Here is an 18,546-nt window from a genome sequence, read left to right on the forward strand (position 1 = left end):
CCTCAAACCCTCAAGAACTATCGCTAATTTCTCATCAACTGACCAATTCCTTCTTTTCATTCTCTGCCCCCTTCTTTATAATTTTTATTATATCTCTACACACTTCCAGTGTCCACTCCTATAGGGAGCAGGACAGGAAAGTTAGAATATCCGTAGAATTACTTGACATTAAATTAAATTTCCTTATTATTAAACGAAATGTCTATTAAGGATGTTGTGATTTGTGGTGCGGGACCCGCAGGGTCTTCACTTGCTTATTTTTTAGCAAGAGAAGGATTTGATATTCTTCTTCTTGATAAGGCAAAATTTCCTCGTTTCAAACCTTGTGCTGGTGCTTTTCAGGTTTCTCTAAAAAATTTCTTTCCTTTTTCTTTAGAGAAAGTTGTGAAAGAGAAAGTCTTTGGGCTTTTTTTTAAAAAGGATACGTCTTTTCTTGAAATTGAAATGGAAGAGCCGATCTCCTATATAGTGGAAAGAAAAGAGTTTGATAATCTTTTGGTAAATAAAGCTATTGAAAACGGAGTTGAATTTATAGATGAATGCAAGGTCATTAAAATTGAAGATGGAAATGTGTTTTCTAAGGGTGATAAATTCAAGGGTAAAATAATAGTGGGTGCAGATGGGGTGGGTAGTGTGGTTAGAAAATTTTGCAATTATGGAAGGATAAAGAAAATGATAAAGACAATAAGTTCGGATATCCCTTTTGCCTTTGAAAAAAAGCTCCTCTTTGATTTTTCTTATACAAAAAAGGGATATTCATGGATTTTCCCAAAAGGGGATAAAATAAATATAGGCCTTGGAACAACTATAGAGTTTTCCAAAGAAAACGAGAGAAATTTTTATAAACTTTTGGAAGATTATGGTTTTCCACAACCTAAAAATATTTATAAATGGACTTATCCTATATTTTCTAATCCAGAGTCATTAGTTTGGAAAAATACTATCTTAATTGGAGATGCTGCTTCTCTCGCAAACCCACTTACAGGTGGAGGGATATATAATGCGGTTCAATCTGCTTTTTTGGCTTCAAAGGCAATTAGTCTTAATCTTAAAAATGGAGTTCCCTTAAGAATTTATCAGAAGATGATAAGAAGAAATATGTATCTTATGTTTTATGCTTCTAAAATCTTTAATCAAATTCTTGAGAAAAATCCATTTCAAATTCAGTTTTTAAAAATAATAAAACCCATCCTTATTTTATTAACAAAAAAATTATCTTAAAAGGTATTGACTGAAATAGTATTTTTTATATATTTATTAACAATGAAGAAATTATTAATTTTTATCTTTATATTTTTTATTTCGTGTGTAACCACAGGCCCGGGTGGAAAAACAGATCTTATCTTAATTTCTTCTGAGGAGGAAGTTAGAATTGGAGAACAAGTCGCAAAGGATGTGGAAAGCAAAGAAAAACTTGTGAGTAATTCGGCTATTCAAAGTTACGTGAATGAAGTTGGGCAGAAAATTGTGAGAGTGTGTGATAGAAAAGATATTGAGTATAAGTTTAAGGTGATTGAGAAAGAAGATATAAATGCCTTTGCTTGTCCTGGGGGCTTTATTTACATTTATACAGGTCTCCTTAAGACTCTTGATAGTGAAGCTGAACTTGCTGCAGTTCTTGCTCATGAAGTTAGTCATGTTGTGGCAAGACACTCTGTGAAAAAATTACAAAGTATCTATGGTTATTCAATAATTGCGCAACTCGCTCTTGGAGAAAAAGCAGAAGGTGTATTAGGAAAAATTGTGGATGTAGCTGCAATGCTTATTCTTCAGGGTTATAGTAGAGAGAATGAATTTGAAGCAGATAGTTATGGATTACTCTACGCTAAAAACGCAGGATATAATCCAAAAGGAATGGTTGAAGTTTTTAAGAAGTTTAAGAAAATGGAGGGAAATCCTCCTCCTGCAATATTAGGGTTACTTTCTTCTCATCCCCCTTCTCAAGATAGAATTAAAAAAGCAGAAGAAGAAATTAACAAAATTGGTGGCGTAGAGTTACCTTATTATACTGAGAGGTTTCAAAAAATAAAATCTCAGTTATAAAAGCTTTTTATGGCTTAAATTTTCTTATTCTAAATTTTTTTTGTAAAGCTCTACGGAATATGAATTAAAATTCTTTGTCTAAAAATTCGTCTTTTAAAGAGAAACTCCTTACTTAAAGATAAAAAGATTCTTCTTCAAAGATACTTGATAAATATTAAACATTTGATAAATTTATTAGTGTGTATGGATAGCACTATGAATGATAAAATCCCTAAGATATTATATTTATCTCGAGGCAGAGGCTTTAGTCATGCAATGAATGATTTACTTATACTCCAAGAACTTAAGAAATTAAACGATAGTTTATCTATCCTTTTGGCCTCTTACGACAAAGGATATTTTTATCTTTGTAATTTGGGGATTAATGTTTTTAATCTTGGTCTATCTCAAGAAGAAGAATTAACAATGAAAGCAGGTATTAAGATCTGGTCATTAATAAGAAGATTCAAACCTGATTTGGTTATAAGTGACGAAGTTTTCATTGTTCTACATATAACAAAAGCCTTGAAGATTCCTTCTATTTTGATAACACATTGGTTCTTTGAGTATTATAACAAAAATCATCCTGTAATTCCTGCTGTAAGAAAAGCAGACTTTGTTATCTTTGTTGATACTCCTTTATTTCACACAATTCCATTTGGTTTTAATGTTCCTCTTACCTTCGTGGGTCCTATAATTAGAGAGTTTAAGTATTCTTTGAAAGATAAAAGAAAAGTAAGGGAGGAGTTGGGAATAGATAATGAAGCTAAGGTTATCTTTGTCACTCCAGGAGGAAGAGCCAGAGATAGAAAAAAAATGTTAAATGTAAGTATAGAAGCTTTTAAAGATATAAAAGAAAAAAACAAAAAGTTGATTCTTTTAACCGGAGAACTTTATCAGGAATATCTGAAAGGGATTGGGAAGGATCCAGAAATAATTGTTAAGGATTATGATTGGGAAATTGATAGATTAATGGTCGCAAGTGATCTTGCAATTTGTAGTGGAAGTTTTTCAACAACTTGGGAATTAGCATATCTTGGGATTCCTTCTATCTCAATTCCTGATATAAAAAATCCTATAGATCAAATCCATGTAAATAGAATGAGTAAATATGGATTAACTATAAGAATTGATCCAAGAGATTTAAATAAAAACGCTTTTCTTAAAGCTATGAAAGAGGCCTTGGGTTCCTTAGAAGAAAGAAGAAAAATTATAAAAAAAGAGGTTCCCAAGTTGTTTATAGATGGTTTTGGTCAGAAAGGAGCAGCAGAAGAAATAAATTATTTTATAAGAAGGTTTGTAAAATGAGCGAAAAGATAAAATTTGATATTATTTTCCTTTCTTACGATGAGCCATTCGCTGAGGAGCATTGGAAGCGTCTTAAAAAATTTTATCCATATGCACAGAGGGTTCATGGAATAAAAGGTATTCTTGAAGCACACAAAGAATGTGCAAGAATCGCAAGAACTGATTATTTTTTTGTCGTGGATGGAGATTCATATATTTTGGAAGATTTTGATTTTACTTCTCCTACAACAGAAAAGTTAGAAGAGGATTATTTTTATATGTGGTTAAGCCGTAACGCTGTAAATGATTTAGAGTATGCTAATGGAGCTGTGAAACTGTTTCCTAAAAGAATTTTCGATAAAGTTGAAAAGTATGGAATAGATGTTTTTGTGCATTTGCCTCACAAACAGATATATAAAGTAGCTTCTATAAATAGGTTTAATTCTTCACCTTTTTGTTCATGGAGAGCCGGTTTTAGAGAATGCGCCCAATTGGCAAGTAAACATTCGGAAAAGATAAAAGATCCAATGAGGATTTATCTTCTTAATGTTTGGTGTAATATAGGGATTGATCGGCCTTTTGGTAAGTGGTGTATTAAAGGGGCACGAGCTGGTAGAAGATATGGTATGGAAAATATAGAAAATAAGGAAGCGGTGGAGAAAATTAACGATTTTAATTGGCTAAAGGAACGTTTCAAATACGAATTAAAGGAAGGACTTTTAAAAGGGATGAATTATTCTTTTAAACAGAAAGGAGGTATTTTATGAAGTTTATTTTAGCAGTTTTAACTTCTTCAATTTTCTTCTTTTACTGCGCTTGTGGAAGATCTAAAGGATTAGAAAAAAAAGAAACTAAGGAGGTAGAAATGTTAGAGATAGAAGTTTACTCTTCCTCTTTTAAAAATGGAGGTGTAATTCCAAAGAAATATACCTGTGAAGGAGAAGATATCTCTCCACACATTGGATGGGGAGAACTTCCAAAAGGGGTTAAGTCTCTCGCTTTAATATGTGACGATCCAGACGCTCCTGGGGGAGATTTTGTTCATTGGGTGATATATAATATTCCACCTGAGATAGATAGTTTGCCTGAGGGACTTCCAATAAAAGATACTCTTGACTTTGGAGCTTTGCAAGGTATGACAGATTTTGGAAGAGTTGGTTATGGAGGTCCTTGCCCTCCAAGAGGTCCGGCCCATCATTATCATTTTAAACTATATGCTCTTGATACAGTTTTAGATGCTGAGAAAGAAATAACAAAAGAGAAACTCTTAAAGAAAATGGAAGGGCATATTTTAGCAAAAGGAGAAATTGTAGGACTATTTAATAGGTAGTAACTCTCTTCCATTCCTTCTAATACTAACAGAGGCTTCAAGAAGAGTTTTGCATACCGCAAAGATTTTTTCTTATTTTGCGAGTCTTTTTTGTTTAATGCATTGATGCCCAAAACTTTAATTTTTGGAACAAATTTTGTATTCGTTTTTAATGGCTTTTTGAGAAATTAAAATGTCTTTGGTCAATCAAATTTTTAATTGGAGTTTTATAAAATTAAGAGAGGAGGAGTTTAAAATGGATAGAAAGAAAAAAGATGAAAATATTGTTGAATTAAGAGGCAAGATAGGTTCTTCCTTTAACATGTTGATGGGAGGAATATCCTTTAGAGGGGAACTTGTTTATGATTGTGAATATAATATTCATTTATTATTTTTTATCTCTGGAGAAGATCAATCTCTTTGTAAAGCATTAGGTGAAAACGATAAAAATCAAATAGATTTAGAATCTAAATCTTGCTTTTTTGTTCCATTTTACATAAATCATCAAAACGAATCTGTTTTTTCTTTATAATTTTTTAATTCTTTTAGTTTCTCTTCAAAAATTTTGTAAGTTTCCTCGTCATATAATACAAATTGAATCAATTTGACTGAAGAAAGACTATCTACCATTTGAAATACACTTTTAAGGGCTATTTCAGATGCTTCTTTTATAGGATAACCGAAAGCTCCAGTGGAAATTGCTGGGAAAGAAATAGATTTAATTTTATATTTCTCTGCTAAAATGAGCGAATTTACATAAGAAGCTTTAAGCATTTCTGGATCTTCTTTTCTATTTCTCCAAATAGGACCCACAGTGTGAATCACCCATTTGGCTGGTAATTTATATCCTTTTGTTATTACAGCTTCTCCAGTTTCACACCCTCCTATCTTTTTACATTCTTCCCAAAGTTTGTAGCCTGCAGCTCTATGTATAGCTCCAGCAACTCCTCCTCCAGGTGCAAGCCTTTTATTTGCAGCATTTACAATAGCATCTGTTTTTTGCTCTGCAATATTACCTTTTATTAATTTTATTTTTATATTTTTGTATTTAACCTCATACATAAAATATTTTTTGTTTAATTAAATAAATAAAAAAAATCTAAATGTCAAGGTTTTCTTATTTAAAAAGCCTAAATTTATTTTTAATAAGATTTCATAAAAAATGAGTTTTTTTCTCTTAACATTTTCTTAAATATTTTTATATCACAACTTGATTTTCAATGGAGATTTTGAGATAAGTAGAGCTAAACCTTAAGGAGGTTAAGTTATGGAAGAGTTAAATCCTTTCAAAATTGCACAGGTGCAGTTAGATGAGGCGGCAGAAGTCCTTGGGTTAGATTCTGGAACCCATGAAATGCTGAGATGGTCTACGCGTGGGTTACATTTAACTATACCAGTTAAGATGGATGATGGAACTGTTGAAATTTTTCAGTGATTTAGAGTTCAGTATAATGATGCTCGAGGTCCTACTAAAGGTGGAATTAGATGGCATCCTGAAGAAACTATAGATACAGTCAGAGCTCTTGCAGCTTGGATGACTTGGAAAAACCTCCGTAGTGGATATCCCTTATGGTGGTGCTAAAGGAGGAATTGTTTGTGATCCAAAGAGTATGTCAGAAGCTGAAAAGGAACGTCTTGCAAGAGGTTATATTAGAGCCATTGGCAAATTTATAGGCCCCAAAATAGACATTCTTGCACCTGATGTTTATATTAATCCACAAATTATGGCATGGATGATGGATGAATATTCAGTCATAACAGGTTATAATACTCCCGGGGTAATAACAGGAAAACCGTTAGAAGTTGGAGGTTCATTAGGTAGGGGAGACGCTACTGCAAAAGGAGGTATGTTTGTTCTAAGAGAAGCAGCAAAAGTTAAAAAATTAGATCTTTCAAAAGCTAGGGTTGCTATTCAAGGATATGGAAACGCAGGTCAATTCGCCCATTCTCTTATAGAAGAAATGTTTGGTTCGAAAGTGATAGCGATATCTGACTCTAAAGGTGGGATATTAAATAAAAAGGGCCTAAAGGCTAAGGAATCTGAAGAATTACTTGAATCGGAAGTAAATGATGTTCTTATCGCAGCAGCTCTTGAGAACGTAATAACAGAGAAAAATGCTGGAAAGATTAAGGCAAAAATCAGTGTAGAACTTGCTAATGGTCCCACAACCCCTGAAGCTGATAAGATCCTTCATGAAAATGGTTGTTATGTAATTCCTGATTTTCTTGCGAATGCTGGAGGAGTCGCAGTCTCTTATTTTGAATGGGTTCAAAACGAAAATGGATATTATTGGAGTCTTGATAGAGTTTATAAAGAACTAGATGATCATATGACGAAAGCTTTTTGGGCGGTTCATGAAACGGTAAAACAAAAAAGGTTCATAATCGTCTTGCTGCTTACCTTGTGGCAGTTAAAAGAGTTGTAGATGCAATGAAGATAAAAGGCTGGGTATAAAGGAAGAAAAACTTATACCTTTCTTCTTGTTGTTAATAGGCTTCCTAAGATTACTCCAATTGTACCAAGAGCAAAGGTAGCGATTCTTTCATTTATTAATTCGTTTAATAAAGGCACAAGTTTCCAAAGGATAGTACTTAGGAAGCCTGTTAACATTCCCAACATAACTCCATTTTTATTAGTTTTCTTCCATTTAAGAGTCAAAAGCAAAGCGGGACCAAAAGAAGCCCCAAGACCACACCAGGCAAAAGCAACTGTGGCAAAGATAAGGTGTTTTGACAAAAGTGCAAGTATAAAAGCCGCAACACCAACAAGCATAGTTATTATTCTGGAGGCAAATAACTGAGCTTTTTCAGAGATCTTTCGCCTAAAAAGGTCGTGGTATATATCCTCAGAGAACGAAGAGGAAATAACGAGAAGTTGAGAATCTGCCGTAGACATCATAGCAGCTATTGCTCCTGAGATTAAGATTCCGGCAAGCCATAAAGGAAATAAAGAAGTTGCAAGATATGGCATAAGCTGTTCAGGATCCTTTAATGTGTTTTGTGAGATTAAACCTCTTCCAACCACTCCAATTAAGAACGCTCCTAAAAAAGCAGGAAAACTCCACCAGATAGCTATGGCTCTACTTGTTTTAATCTTCCTTGGATCCTTAATAGCCATAAATCTAACAATTGTATGAGGTTGACCAAGATAGCCAAACGCCCAACTTAATCCTCCCAATACACCCATTAGAGCGTCAATTCCTCTTTTATTTCCGACTAACGTTTTAAAGCTCAAATCAAGAGAATTTCCGCTTTTAAGGAAGGCAAAGAGCCCAACTATTGGTAGGATTACGAGAGTTATTATCATAATTATTGCTTGAAAAAAATCTGTCCAAGCTACAGCAAAAAAGCCTCCAAGGAGGGTGTATATTACTATCACTGAAGCTCCTATTACCATACCTGTAAAATGAGGTATTCCAAAAGAAACATTCAAGGTTTTTCCTGCGCCATTGAATTGGGCTGATATGTAGAAAGAGTAGAAGAAAATAACGATAAAAGTAGCTAAAAGTTCTATTTTCCTATCTTCTAATCCAAAATTCCGTGAAAAGAATTCAGGGATAGTTAAAGCTCCATTTTCTTCTGATTTTATTCTTAAGTCACTTGCAATTAAATACCAAGCAAGGATTATTCCAATTATACAACCAAGAGCGACCCAAATTTCAATAAGTCCAATAGCAAAAACCGCTCCAGGTAGTCCTAAAAGTAACCATGCTGATTCTCCAGAAGCTCTTTCAGAAAATGCAGTCACAATAGGGTTAAGCTTTCTTCCAGCTATAATGAAATCCTCTTGGGTTTTAGTAAGGCGATAGGTCCAAATGCCTATTCCAAGAACAATAAGAAGATAAATAAAGAAACCGAACAATATTGTATTCATTTAATACCTCCTTATTTTTTTAATGATAGCTAACATAAAAGCGATGTCAAGGGGGGAGTGGTGTATTCATTAGAAAAAACCCTCTCTGTTGACAATTTTTATTCTCTTTATTATTTTATAACTTAAATGATAGAAGAGTTAAAAAATCTAATCTCAAAAATTGATGCAGACTATTCAGATATTCGTTACGAAATCAAAAAAGAGGTTAAAATTATCTTTAGTGGTAAAGAGCTTGTAGAAGTAAGTTCTAATTCTACTGATGGTTATGTTCTTAGAATTCTCAAAAGAGGAGGTTTTGCAACAGTGACATTTACGAAAAAAGAAGATTCGGGAAAGGCTATAAGAGATGGTATTGAGAATGCGATCTTGATCACTAAAAATAAAGAAAGTTATGTAAATTTGGCTAAAGTTGAACCTATAAAAGATGTATTTATTCCAAAACTTACGGAAGATCCTAGAAATGTTTCTATGGAAGAAAAAATTGAACTACTAAGAAAATATAACAGTATCCCTTTCAATAGTAATAAGGTTATTACAACTAATATAAATTATAATGAAGTAATTAGAGAAAAATATTTTGTTAGTTCAGAAGGGAGTGAAATTAGAGAAGATTTAATAACACTTGGTATTAGAGGAACTATTACTGTTAAGGAGGGTAACTTACTTCAAAATATAAGAGTTGGTTTTGAGGGAAGTGATGGTTTTAGAATAATGAGAGATAAAGAAAATGAATTTGAAGATAGAACAAAAATAGCCATTGCTCTTTTAAAAGCTTCTCCTGTTAAAGGCGGGATTTATAACGTAGTTCTTAATCCAGAACTTGCAAGCGTTTTTACTCATGAAGCCTTTGGCCATTTTTCAGAAGCAGACCTTATTGAAGATAATCCTTCTCTAAGAGCAAAATTAAAAATAGGAGAGAAATTGGGGAGCGAGAAGGTAAACATTATTGACGATGCAACGATTCCGGGACAACTTGGTTTTTATAAGTATGATGATGAAGGTGTTAAGGTTCGTCCAACTTTTCTTATGAAAGAAGGAATTCTTGTTGGAAGACTTCATTCAAGGAGAACAGCCGCAGCTTTTGGTGAGCCTATTACAGGTCACTGTGTTGCAGAAGACTATAGATACCCGCCGATCATTAGGATGGGGAATATTTTTATTCAACCTGGAGAGAGCTCTTTTGAAGAACTTCTCGATGATTTAGGAGATGGATTGTATCTTCTTGATGCAAAAGGTGGAGAAACAAGCGGAGAAAACTTTACTTTTGGAGCTCAATATGGATATGAAGTTAAAAACGGAAAAATTGGAAAGATGATTAGAGAAATTAATATCTCCGGAAATCTTTATAAAACTCTCGAGAATATTAAAAAAGTAGGAAATGATTTATCTTTTTCAAAAGTGGGAGGGTGCGGGAAAGGTCAAATCAACATAAAGTCTTCAAGTGGAGCTCCACATATTCTTGTAGAAAGAGTCGTTGTGGGAGGCAGATAGTGGAAAAAATTTTAGATTTTATAAAAAAGAAGATGAATAAATTTGAACTATTTTATCTTAAGGAAAACTTTACTACAGTGATTTTTGAGAATTCTAAGCTTAAAGATATAAAAGAAAGCATTCAATCCGGTGTTAGTTTAAGAATATTAAAAGATGGCAAAATGGGTTTTGCATATACTAAAAATCTTAAAAATATAGAAGAATTCTTTCAAAATGCTGTTTATTCTCTTTCCTATGGAGTAGAAGCTCCTTTTGATTTTCCAATTAATAAAAGATCTTTCCCTCTTAATTCTTATGATTCTTCTATTGAAGAAGTTTCTACTTCCAAAGTAATTGACGAATGTAGAAGAGTTATTGGGGAGCTTTCTATGAGAGTAAGTGGACAAATAAACATATATGCAGGATTCGGAGTAGAATCTATTGAAATTGAAAATAATTATGGGACAAGTCTAACTTCGAATTTCTCCGAATATTATCTTACAGCAGAAATTCTCTATCCTGCTTCTCACTCTGCAATAATGCGGAGTATTATTGGTAAAAGTTTTAAGGAAATAGATAAGGAATTTATTAACTTTGTTTCCGATATATACGAAAGATCCAAAAGAGAAGTTAAAATAAAAAGGGGGAAAATGAAAGTCTTGTTTCTACCAGAAACGATGTATGTTCTTATATGGAGACTACTAAGTGCCACGAGTGGAAAGAGTGTTTATAAGAAAGAATCTCCTGTTTATAATAAGTTGGGGGAGAAATTGTTTAGTTCAAAACTTACAATTTATGATGATCCTTTAAATGATGAAATGCCCTTCGCTCGTAGTTTTGATGATGAAGGAGTTCAGACTAAGTATCTTCCGATAATTGAAGAAGGGGTTCTTGAGAACTTCTATTATGATCTTTATTATGGAGGGAAAATGGGAGTGAACTCAACAGGTCATGGATATAAAGTTGGTTTCTGGGGAGAGGATAAAATCTCTTTAAAGCCTAGTCCTTTACTTAGACATTTATATATAAAATGTGGGGAGAATAATTTTAAAGAGCTCTTATCAATGATTGATAAAGGACTTATAATTGGCGGAGCCCTTGGAGCTCATAGCGGAAACATTCCTAATGGAGATTTTTCTATTGGGGGGTCTCCTGGAATATACGTAGAAAAAGGAGAAATAGTGGGTTATGTTAAGGATGTAATGATAGCTGGAAACATTTATGATGTAATGAAAAATATAGAAGCAATTGAAAATAAGCAACATTCTGCATATATGGGAAACTTTCCAGCTATCCTATTTAGCGACGTTTCTATAACAGTTTAAACCAAAGGAGGTGAGATGGATTTCTTTAGATTAAAAAAACATAATACTTCAATTAAAACTGAAGCTATCGCTGGAATAACTACCTTTATGACAATGGCTTATATAATTTTTGTTCAACCTGTTGTCCTTTCTGCTGCGGGAATGGATTTTGGAGCTGTTATGATGGCAACAATCTTTTCTTCTGTGATTACGACGCTTATTATGGGTTTTTATGCAAATTATCCTATTGCTCTTGCTCCTGGAATGGGGGAGAATTTCTTTTTTGCTTTTACGATTGTCCTTGGAATGGGTGTAAGCTGGCAAAAGGCTCTTGGAATTGTTTTTGTTTCTGGGGTTTTATTCATAATATTAACCCTGTTTAAAATTAGAGAATCTATTATTGAAACGGTCCCTGATAGTTTAAAAAGAGCTATTGCTGGAGGAATAGGCTTTTTTATCACCTTTATTGGTCTTCAATGGGGTGGAATAATTAAAGATAGTCCAGGAACCCTTGTAACCTTAGGAAATTTAAGTAAGAATTATACTATACTGTTTCTTATAGGATTGGTTATAATATTTTTCTTATATGTAAGAAGAGTAAAAGGGGCTATTCTATGGGGGATTCTTTTAACTTATATTGTTGGAATTCCAATGGGTATAGTTAAATTTGAAGGAATTGTCTCAAAACCTCCTTCTTTGACTCCCACTTTATTTAAACTTGATATTTTTGGGAGTCTTCGGGTTGAATACATTGTTCCTATTCTGGTCCTTTTCCTTTTAGATTTTTTTGATACAGTAGGGACCTTAATAGGGGTAAGTTCTCATGCTAATTTGCTCGATGAAAAGGGAAAACTACCTAAAGCTGGAAAGGCTCTCTTGTCTGATGCAATAGGGACTGTTGTAGGAAGTTTATTAGGAACTTCTACTGTTACAAGTTATATTGAAAGTGCTGCTGGTGTTAGTGAAGGTGGTCGGACAGGTTTGACTAATGTTTTCACTTCTATTTGTTTTCTATTAGCGATATTTTTTTATCCTCTTATAAAATCAATTGGGGGAGGATATCACGTTGGTGAGAATACATTTTACCCTATTACTGCTCCAGCTTTAGTTCTTGTAGGAGCTCTTATGATTAAAAGTGTAGCAAATATAAAATGGGACGATGTAACTGAAGTAATTCCCTCTTTTCTTGTTCTTGTGGGAATTCCTCTCACTTATAATATATCTCATGGAATGGCTTTTGGATTTGTATCGTATCCCCTTATTAAACTTTTTGGAGGAAGAGCAAAAGAAGTTCATCCTCTTATGTGGGTTTTATTCTTTGTTTTTGCAGGTAGTTTATTCTTATCTACGAGATATTAAAAATGAAAATAAAAGTTATTTTGCTTTCTCAAGAATAATCCACTCTTCTGAAAGTTCTGCAATTTTTGTCATAATTTCTTTATATTCTGGATAAACTTCTTTTTGAAAGAATTCCTCCTTTTGAGAAAAATAATCTTTATATATAATTGATTCTTCTAAGTAAGTGAAAGAATTTTTGAACTCTATAAAAGGAAGAGAAAAATAAATTTCTTTTGGAAGACATCGGACCTTAAATCCTTTTGGAATCTTTATAATTATTTCATTTTCTTCTTTCTTAAGCTTACCCCAATAAATTGGATTTTTCCTTTCTGTTGTCCCCACAGAATAAGCAGAATATTTTATTCCTGGTAAGTGTAGAAGTAAGAAATCTTCTTGTTTTATTGCCAATTCTGGAATTTCATATTTTACATTTACTTTAACTTCCGGATTTAAATCTTCTATATGGGTAAAATAAACATTTTCTAAAATAGCTCCTGGAATATTTTCGTTTAAATAACCTTCAATTATATTTTCTTTTTCTTCTTTACGTAAATAACGGAAGTTTTTCAAAAGCATTGCGCTTTCACCTAAATTCTTAATTTCTTCTTCTATTACTGCGTCTCCATTTTCTCTAAGCTCTACAATTCTTCTTATAGAAGTTTTTTCTTTTTCTTCTTCAAATAAAGGTATTTTAACAAATTCATTTTTATCAATAGATAAACCCACTGTATTTTGATATTCTGAACTTACATATCCATATGGAATAAGTTCTGAGGAAGGCTCAAGGAATGTATCCTCCAATTTTACAAGGGCCCCATCAAATTGATATAGAGAAGGAACATCTTTGGCTATTTCTCCCTTTGTTTTTGAACCCACTAAAATTAACTCTACAGGATACCCCTTTGTTTTAAGAGCAGAATAAAGAAGAAAAGATTTATCAAGCAAATTGGCAAATTTATTTTCTAATATTTCTTCCATAGCTTTTGGGTATAAATTTGAGAGATAAGAAGGCACGTCCACAGACTTTACTAAACCAACTATTTCCTTATATATCTCTTGAGGTTCTTTGGTTTTGGGAAAAAATTCTCCTTTACAATGATTTTTAAAATCTTTTATTATCTCCGTCCAGTCATTTTTAAGTCCAACGATTACTCTTGGAACAATGTAGGGAAGAGGAGGCATATTTTCTTCTTTTGTTATTTCTTCGATAGGTCCTATCTCCCATTCTAAAATTTTATTTCTTCCTGAAAATTTTAACTCTGGTTCGCTTAATTTCCAAGTTTGCCAAACCAAATTAAAATTTCTTGGAACTTTAACCCTTATAATACTTTTAATAATAGGTTCAAAGCCTCCTATTATACTCTCCAAAACAAAAGGATTTTCTTTAGATATTTTACCTTTAATTGTTACCTTGAAATCCAAAAAATTTCCTGGTTTTACTTCTCTTAAAGCAATTTTCCTTTCTCTAAGGTTTTCATAAGGAGGGACGGCGTAAAAAACAGAAGCGTCTTCTATAGCGTTTTCTCTTATAGGAAGAACCTCTCCTTCCTTTGTTATTGTCCTTGCAAAATTTATTTCTATTTTTTCTTCCTTTGAACGGTATTTAAAGCTTATATTACCTCCATCCCTCCCCTTTTCAGAAGAAATACCTCTAATACATCTTATTGAATAAGAATAAGTAGAATCTTTCTTTATTTCTAATTCCTTGTGAAGATAAACATCTACAAATTTTTTATCTTTGAACTTTGAAAGGTCTATTTTGATGCTTTTAAGTAATATTGGATCTGTTATATCTTTTACTGTTTTCCATAGAAAACCTTCTCTTTTCTTTGCAAAATCTATTTCACTAATTTCCTTTTTAGGTAAAACAACATTCCCTTCAAAGGTTTCAATATAAACTGAATCAGAAGTTATTTTGTTTATTTTGCATTTGTATTCTTCTCCTTTCTCTGTATATATAATATCTTCTATCCAGTTTTTATCTTTTTTTAGAAATCTTTGATTACATGAAATTAAAAATATAAAAAACAAAATAATAGATAAAATTTTATTTTTTTTCATTCGGTGTCTCCTTTTACTTTCATAATTATGGGCCTTTCTACATATTTTAATAATTTGTTACACAGATTTTTGTATTCTTTATACTCTGAGACCTTTATTTTTTTATCTCTTCTCTTCCAAACATCTTTGAATATTAAAGTGTCTTCTTTTACTAAATAAAAAGCGCTGTATTCAACTTTCGAATTAGATAAAGAAATTTTCTCTGGAAGAGATAAAATTTCTACCTGAGAGGGAAGATAAATTTTAAAAGAGTGAGTAATTTCTTCAGAAGTTTCATAAATTAAGTCATAGTTACGAGTTGAAAGAGAAAGTTCGTCTTTTGTATATCTTTCTTTTAGCTCGGGAAGTTTGAGAAAATAAAGTTCTCCTTGCTTTTTTAGAAAATTAGGTATTTGATATCTTATTGTCATCTCTAAAGGTTTAGAAATATCGTTTAAATTTAAAAGTTCATATTCTAAAAGTTGAGCATAAGGAGAAATCCTTTTTATCATTTTTTCAAACTGATTCTTCTTTTGAGTCGAATCAAGACTCTCCCAATAAGCCCTGACACCAGCTTCGTAGCTTCCATTATATTTCGAGTGAAACTTTACAATGGAAAAGCTATCTAATTTTATTTCAATATCATAACTATATTCCCTTAAATTCCTTTCTGGTTCTGGGATTTCAATAAAGTCAATTCTCGATTTTTGAGCGCATATTGCATCTACTCCATGATCCATTGAAGGAAATGAAGGATATCTACTATATTCAGAAACCGGATCAAGAAAATAGGGGTCTCCATTTTCTGGAAATATTTCCACAATAGCATGATCTCCCCAAAATGAAGGGACCTCTTTAGCTAATTCTGGCGAGGGATGTGTATGAAGATAAACTGGATAAGCTTCAATTCCTATTGCTTTTAACAGAGTGGAAAAAAGAATTGCTTTATCTGTGCAATCTCCATACCCATTCTCAAGGGTTTGTTCTGCAGTGTGTCCTGAAACACCGCTTGCTATAGCTCCTTTTATAGAGATGTATCTAATATTTCTCTGAATCCAGTGATATAGAGAAGCGATTTTCTCCTCGTTAGTTTTTAGATCCTTCGTTAAAGAGTCTGCTAATTTTTGGACTTTCTCGGTTACAACCATTCTTTTTTTCTGAAAATCTGAATACCAGTTAAATATATAATTCCAATCCTTTTGATTTGAAAGTTGTAAAAAGGGAATAATTTCTTCTATAGAAGGCATTAAAGGTTCCTCAACTGGAGGTAAAGTATTTCTTTTCTCAAAATAATATTCTTTTGTAGAATCTCTATATAAAGAGTCTATAAAGATGCTATCATCATTTTTTATCTTGAAAACTATGAAAGTTTTTATAGGAACAATTATTCTAATAGAAGATTCAATTACTGGGTCTTCTCCTCCAAAGAACCATCCCATTGTGAATATTTTTTTGTCCCAAGGATTAAAAATCTCTTCTGTGTATTTATATTCTATAATATCACCCACCTCCACATTTGGAAATTGAAAGGAAATTATTCTCCTTTTCGTAAAGTAGATTTCTTCCGCTTTTGGTTTTGTAATCTTTATTTTATTCATATCTAAAGAAATCACCCTTCCATCAGGCTTTATAACTCTTGCTAAATCAATCTTTACTTTTTCTCTTTGGGGATCAAAGCTATGTTGAAAAGAAGCCCATGACCTTTTAGAATCTTTTAAAATTAATCCCCGGAAGTGATATTCATATTTCCGAGTTCCAAGAGGTAGCAAAGTATTTACACCTTTATCTAACATTACCACCCCATCAAAATCATAGTATTTAGTGATTATCTTTTCTCTCTCTTTTAGAATATTCTGAATATCAATAGAAATTGTTTCTTCTCCTTCCTCAAATCCGCCTTCTCCAAATATTATAGATTTTACTTCACTTCTTAGGAAAACTTCATCTTTTGTATAAATAGAATCATTTCGCATAAGTATTGAATCCACCTCAATAATCTTCCCATTATTAAATTCAATTTTGTGGGAATAAAATTTAAAAGGGTAAAAAAGAAGAAATAAAAAGAATAACAGCTTTTTCACTTTTTTCTCTTATTAACCCCGTTTACAGTTATAACTACAATAGAAATTAATATCATAATAATACTCAATAGCTGAGAAAGTGTAATAAATTTTAAGACTAAAGCTTTCCCTGAATAAGATCGAAAGAAGTCTATTACAAATCTATGAAGGCCGTATAACCCTATAAATAAAGAAAAAAGAAAGCCGTTAAATATTTTTTTCTTTCTAATTTTCCAAAGTATTAAGAAGATTATAAAAAGATTTAAAGTAGAAATGAGTTGGGTTGGAATAACAGGAAGGCTACACTCAGCAGTAGAAGGAATTAAACCCTTTTGAACTTGATCCCAATATGCCGGAGGTAACCACCGAGAAGGGAAAGAGACTCCAATCCAACTATTTGTTATCCTTCCATAGCAACATCCATTAAGGAAACATCCAATTCTTCCTATAGAAATTGCTATTGCGACTCCTGGAGCCATTACATCCATAGTTTCAGGAAGATTTAACTTTGAGATCTTTACGAATAATAATCCTCCAATAAATCCTCCAATAAAACCACCATAAAATACCATTCCTCCTTCCCATAACTTAAAAATAGAGATAAAATCCGAACTAAAATCACACCAGTTTTCCCAAACATACCAAATTCTCGCTCCAATTAACATTCCAACAATTATCCATATTGAAAGAGATTGTAATACACTAGGTTCTATCTTCCTTTCTTTTCCTTCTTTCGTTATAAAGAACATCCCAACAAGATATCCAATAACAGCCATAAACCCATAAGCAGGGATTTTGAATTCTTTAATTACAAATAAATAACGATACATTTATTTTTCTCCATTTTTAATTTTTCTTAACTCGGAGCGTCTTATAAAAGTTTTACAGGGACATTTTTCTAAAGCGGGTTCTAAAGATATACTGTCTTTTACCTTTTTCCATTCTACTTTTGCAAGATTACCATCCATTTTTATTATATTGTCTGTAACTCTTACACAAAGTCCACAACCAATACAACCTCTCCTACATACTTCTTTAACAGTCTTAGCATCATCATAAGAACGACAAGCGAGATAAATGTCCATTTCTTTTGGGATAATTTCAAAAAGATTTCTTGGACAGGTCTTAACACAAATTCCGCAGGCTGTGCATTTTTCTTCTATTATATAAGGTAATCCATTTTTTCCCATTTTAATAGCTCCAAATGGGCAAGCTCTAAAACAATCTCCAAGTCCAAGACATCCATATTGACACCCTTTATCTCCACCCATCAAATTGAGTGCTTCACAAGTAGGTATCCCTTCATAAATTACAATCCTTTTTGCAGTTTCTACATCTCCAAGGCAACAAAGAACAGCCACCTCTCCTTTTTTACTAGCTTTTTTCTCTTCTTTTCCCAATATCTCTGCGATTTTATTTGCCACTTCTTCTCCACCTACTTTACAATCGTATAAATTATATTCTCCTTTTGCCACTCCTTCAGCAAAAAGAGCACATCCAGCAGCTCCACAAGCTCCACAATCAGCACCTGGTAATATGCTTAGAATTGCTTCTACTTTCTCATCCTTTTTGACTTTAAACTTTTCTGCACTGTAAATAAGAAAGCTTCCAAAGCCAAGAGCTAATAACCCAAGAGTTAAAACGGGTATCAATATTTCCATTTAAAACCTTCTCCTTTTTGAAAAATAAATAGAAAGACTATATTGTCAAGGGCAAAATTATGACTGACAACCCCCCAAAATTTTTGTGTCAAAAGTCGGAAATTTAGTATTTGTAAGGGTTTAGATTGTATTTTTTCAAAGAAAAGGTATTGAAAAAAACCTCCTTTCTGTATATTGAGAA

Annotated in this window: 15 protein-coding genes and 1 pseudogene; 10 read left to right on the forward strand and 6 right to left on the reverse strand. The window is 32.5% G+C overall.

Annotated features, from left to right (window positions below):
- The first annotated feature begins 198 nt into the window (after positions 1–198).
- The 6 genes from ABIN61_08225 to ABIN61_08250 all read left to right on the forward strand — a co-directional run bounded on the left by ABIN61_08225 (position 199) and on the right by ABIN61_08250 (position 5,150).
- Complete coding sequence (locus ABIN61_08225; protein ID MEO0294186.1) at positions 199–1,221, forward strand: geranylgeranyl reductase family protein; 1,023 nt, start codon at positions 199–201, stop codon at positions 1,219–1,221.
- A gap of 42 nt (positions 1,222–1,263) precedes the next feature.
- Complete coding sequence (locus ABIN61_08230) at positions 1,264–2,043, forward strand: M48 family metallopeptidase (GenBank protein ID MEO0294187.1); 780 nt, start codon at positions 1,264–1,266, stop codon at positions 2,041–2,043.
- A gap of 183 nt (positions 2,044–2,226) precedes the next feature.
- Positions 2,227–3,330 carry a glycosyltransferase gene (locus ABIN61_08235; GenBank protein ID MEO0294188.1) on the forward strand — a complete coding sequence of 368 codons (1,104 nt, stop codon included), beginning with the start codon at positions 2,227–2,229 and terminating at the stop codon, positions 3,328–3,330.
- The gene (locus ABIN61_08240) at positions 3,327–4,076 is read left to right on the forward strand and encodes a hypothetical protein (GenBank protein ID MEO0294189.1); all 750 of its coding nucleotides are present in this window, start codon (positions 3,327–3,329) and stop codon (positions 4,074–4,076) included. The genes ABIN61_08235 and ABIN61_08240 overlap by 4 nt, the downstream gene beginning before the upstream one ends.
- Positions 4,073–4,639, forward strand: a complete 567-nt coding sequence (locus ABIN61_08245) for a YbhB/YbcL family Raf kinase inhibitor-like protein (GenBank protein MEO0294190.1) — start codon at positions 4,073–4,075, stop codon at positions 4,637–4,639. Before ABIN61_08240 ends, ABIN61_08245 begins: the two co-directional genes overlap by 4 nt.
- Before the next feature lie 235 nt (positions 4,640–4,874).
- Positions 4,875–5,150, forward strand: a complete 276-nt coding sequence (locus tag ABIN61_08250) for a hypothetical protein (GenBank protein MEO0294191.1) — start codon at positions 4,875–4,877, stop codon at positions 5,148–5,150.
- On the opposite strand, the gene ABIN61_08255 is transcribed toward ABIN61_08250, so the two are convergent.
- Entirely contained in the window at positions 5,123–5,680 is a 558-nt protein-coding gene (locus ABIN61_08255; GenBank protein MEO0294192.1) for an O-acetyl-ADP-ribose deacetylase, read from the reverse strand. The two genes, ABIN61_08250 and ABIN61_08255, sit on opposite strands and share 28 nt — an antisense overlap.
- A 205-nt stretch (positions 5,681–5,885) precedes the next feature.
- Between ABIN61_08255 and ABIN61_08260 the strand changes: the two are divergent.
- A pseudogene (locus ABIN61_08260) lies at positions 5,886–7,073 on the forward strand (Glu/Leu/Phe/Val dehydrogenase).
- A gap of 12 nt (positions 7,074–7,085) precedes the next feature.
- Here ABIN61_08260 and ABIN61_08265 read toward each other — a convergent pair.
- Positions 7,086–8,492 (reverse strand): sodium/proline symporter, encoded by a 1,407-nt coding sequence (locus tag ABIN61_08265; protein MEO0294193.1) that lies wholly within the window; start codon positions 8,490–8,492, stop codon positions 7,086–7,088.
- A 126-nt stretch (positions 8,493–8,618) separates the two neighbouring features.
- On the opposite strand from ABIN61_08265, the gene ABIN61_08270 reads away from it, so the two are divergent.
- From ABIN61_08270 to ABIN61_08280, 3 genes are read left to right on the forward strand one after another with little or no spacing between them, the layout of a single operon-like run.
- The gene (locus ABIN61_08270) at positions 8,619–9,983 is read left to right on the forward strand and encodes a TldD/PmbA family protein (GenBank protein ID MEO0294194.1); all 1,365 of its coding nucleotides are present in this window, start codon (positions 8,619–8,621) and stop codon (positions 9,981–9,983) included.
- The gene (locus tag ABIN61_08275) at positions 9,983–11,287 is read left to right on the forward strand and encodes a metallopeptidase TldD-related protein (protein MEO0294195.1); all 1,305 of its coding nucleotides are present in this window, start codon (positions 9,983–9,985) and stop codon (positions 11,285–11,287) included. The genes ABIN61_08270 and ABIN61_08275 overlap by 1 nt, the downstream gene beginning before the upstream one ends.
- A gap of 15 nt (positions 11,288–11,302) precedes the next feature.
- The gene (locus ABIN61_08280) at positions 11,303–12,625 is read left to right on the forward strand and encodes an NCS2 family permease (GenBank protein MEO0294196.1); all 1,323 of its coding nucleotides are present in this window, start codon (positions 11,303–11,305) and stop codon (positions 12,623–12,625) included.
- Positions 12,626–12,640: 15 nt separating this feature from the next.
- Here the strand turns inward: ABIN61_08280 and ABIN61_08285 are convergent, their stop codons facing one another.
- The 4 genes from ABIN61_08285 to ABIN61_08300 are packed head-to-tail and all read right to left on the reverse strand — an operon-like array spanning position 12,641 to position 18,365.
- Complete coding sequence (locus tag ABIN61_08285; protein MEO0294197.1) at positions 12,641–14,665, reverse strand: DUF3857 domain-containing protein; 2,025 nt, start codon at positions 14,663–14,665, stop codon at positions 12,641–12,643.
- Positions 14,662–16,725, reverse strand: a complete 2,064-nt coding sequence (locus ABIN61_08290) for a DUF3857 domain-containing transglutaminase family protein (protein MEO0294198.1) — start codon at positions 16,723–16,725, stop codon at positions 14,662–14,664. The genes ABIN61_08285 and ABIN61_08290 overlap by 4 nt, the downstream gene beginning before the upstream one ends.
- The gene (gene lgt, locus ABIN61_08295; GenBank protein MEO0294199.1) at positions 16,722–17,534 is read right to left on the reverse strand and encodes a prolipoprotein diacylglyceryl transferase; all 813 of its coding nucleotides are present in this window, start codon (positions 17,532–17,534) and stop codon (positions 16,722–16,724) included. The genes ABIN61_08290 and lgt overlap by 4 nt, the downstream gene beginning before the upstream one ends.
- The gene (locus ABIN61_08300; protein ID MEO0294200.1) at positions 17,535–18,365 is read right to left on the reverse strand and encodes an RnfABCDGE type electron transport complex subunit B; all 831 of its coding nucleotides are present in this window, start codon (positions 18,363–18,365) and stop codon (positions 17,535–17,537) included. It abuts the gene before it with no gap.
- Between the last annotated feature and the right edge of the window lie 181 nt (positions 18,366–18,546).

The sequence above is a fragment of the candidate division WOR-3 bacterium genome (genome assembly GCA_039804165.1).
GTDB lineage: Bacteria > Hydrothermota > UBA3072 > UBA3072 > UBA3072 > JAFGHJ01.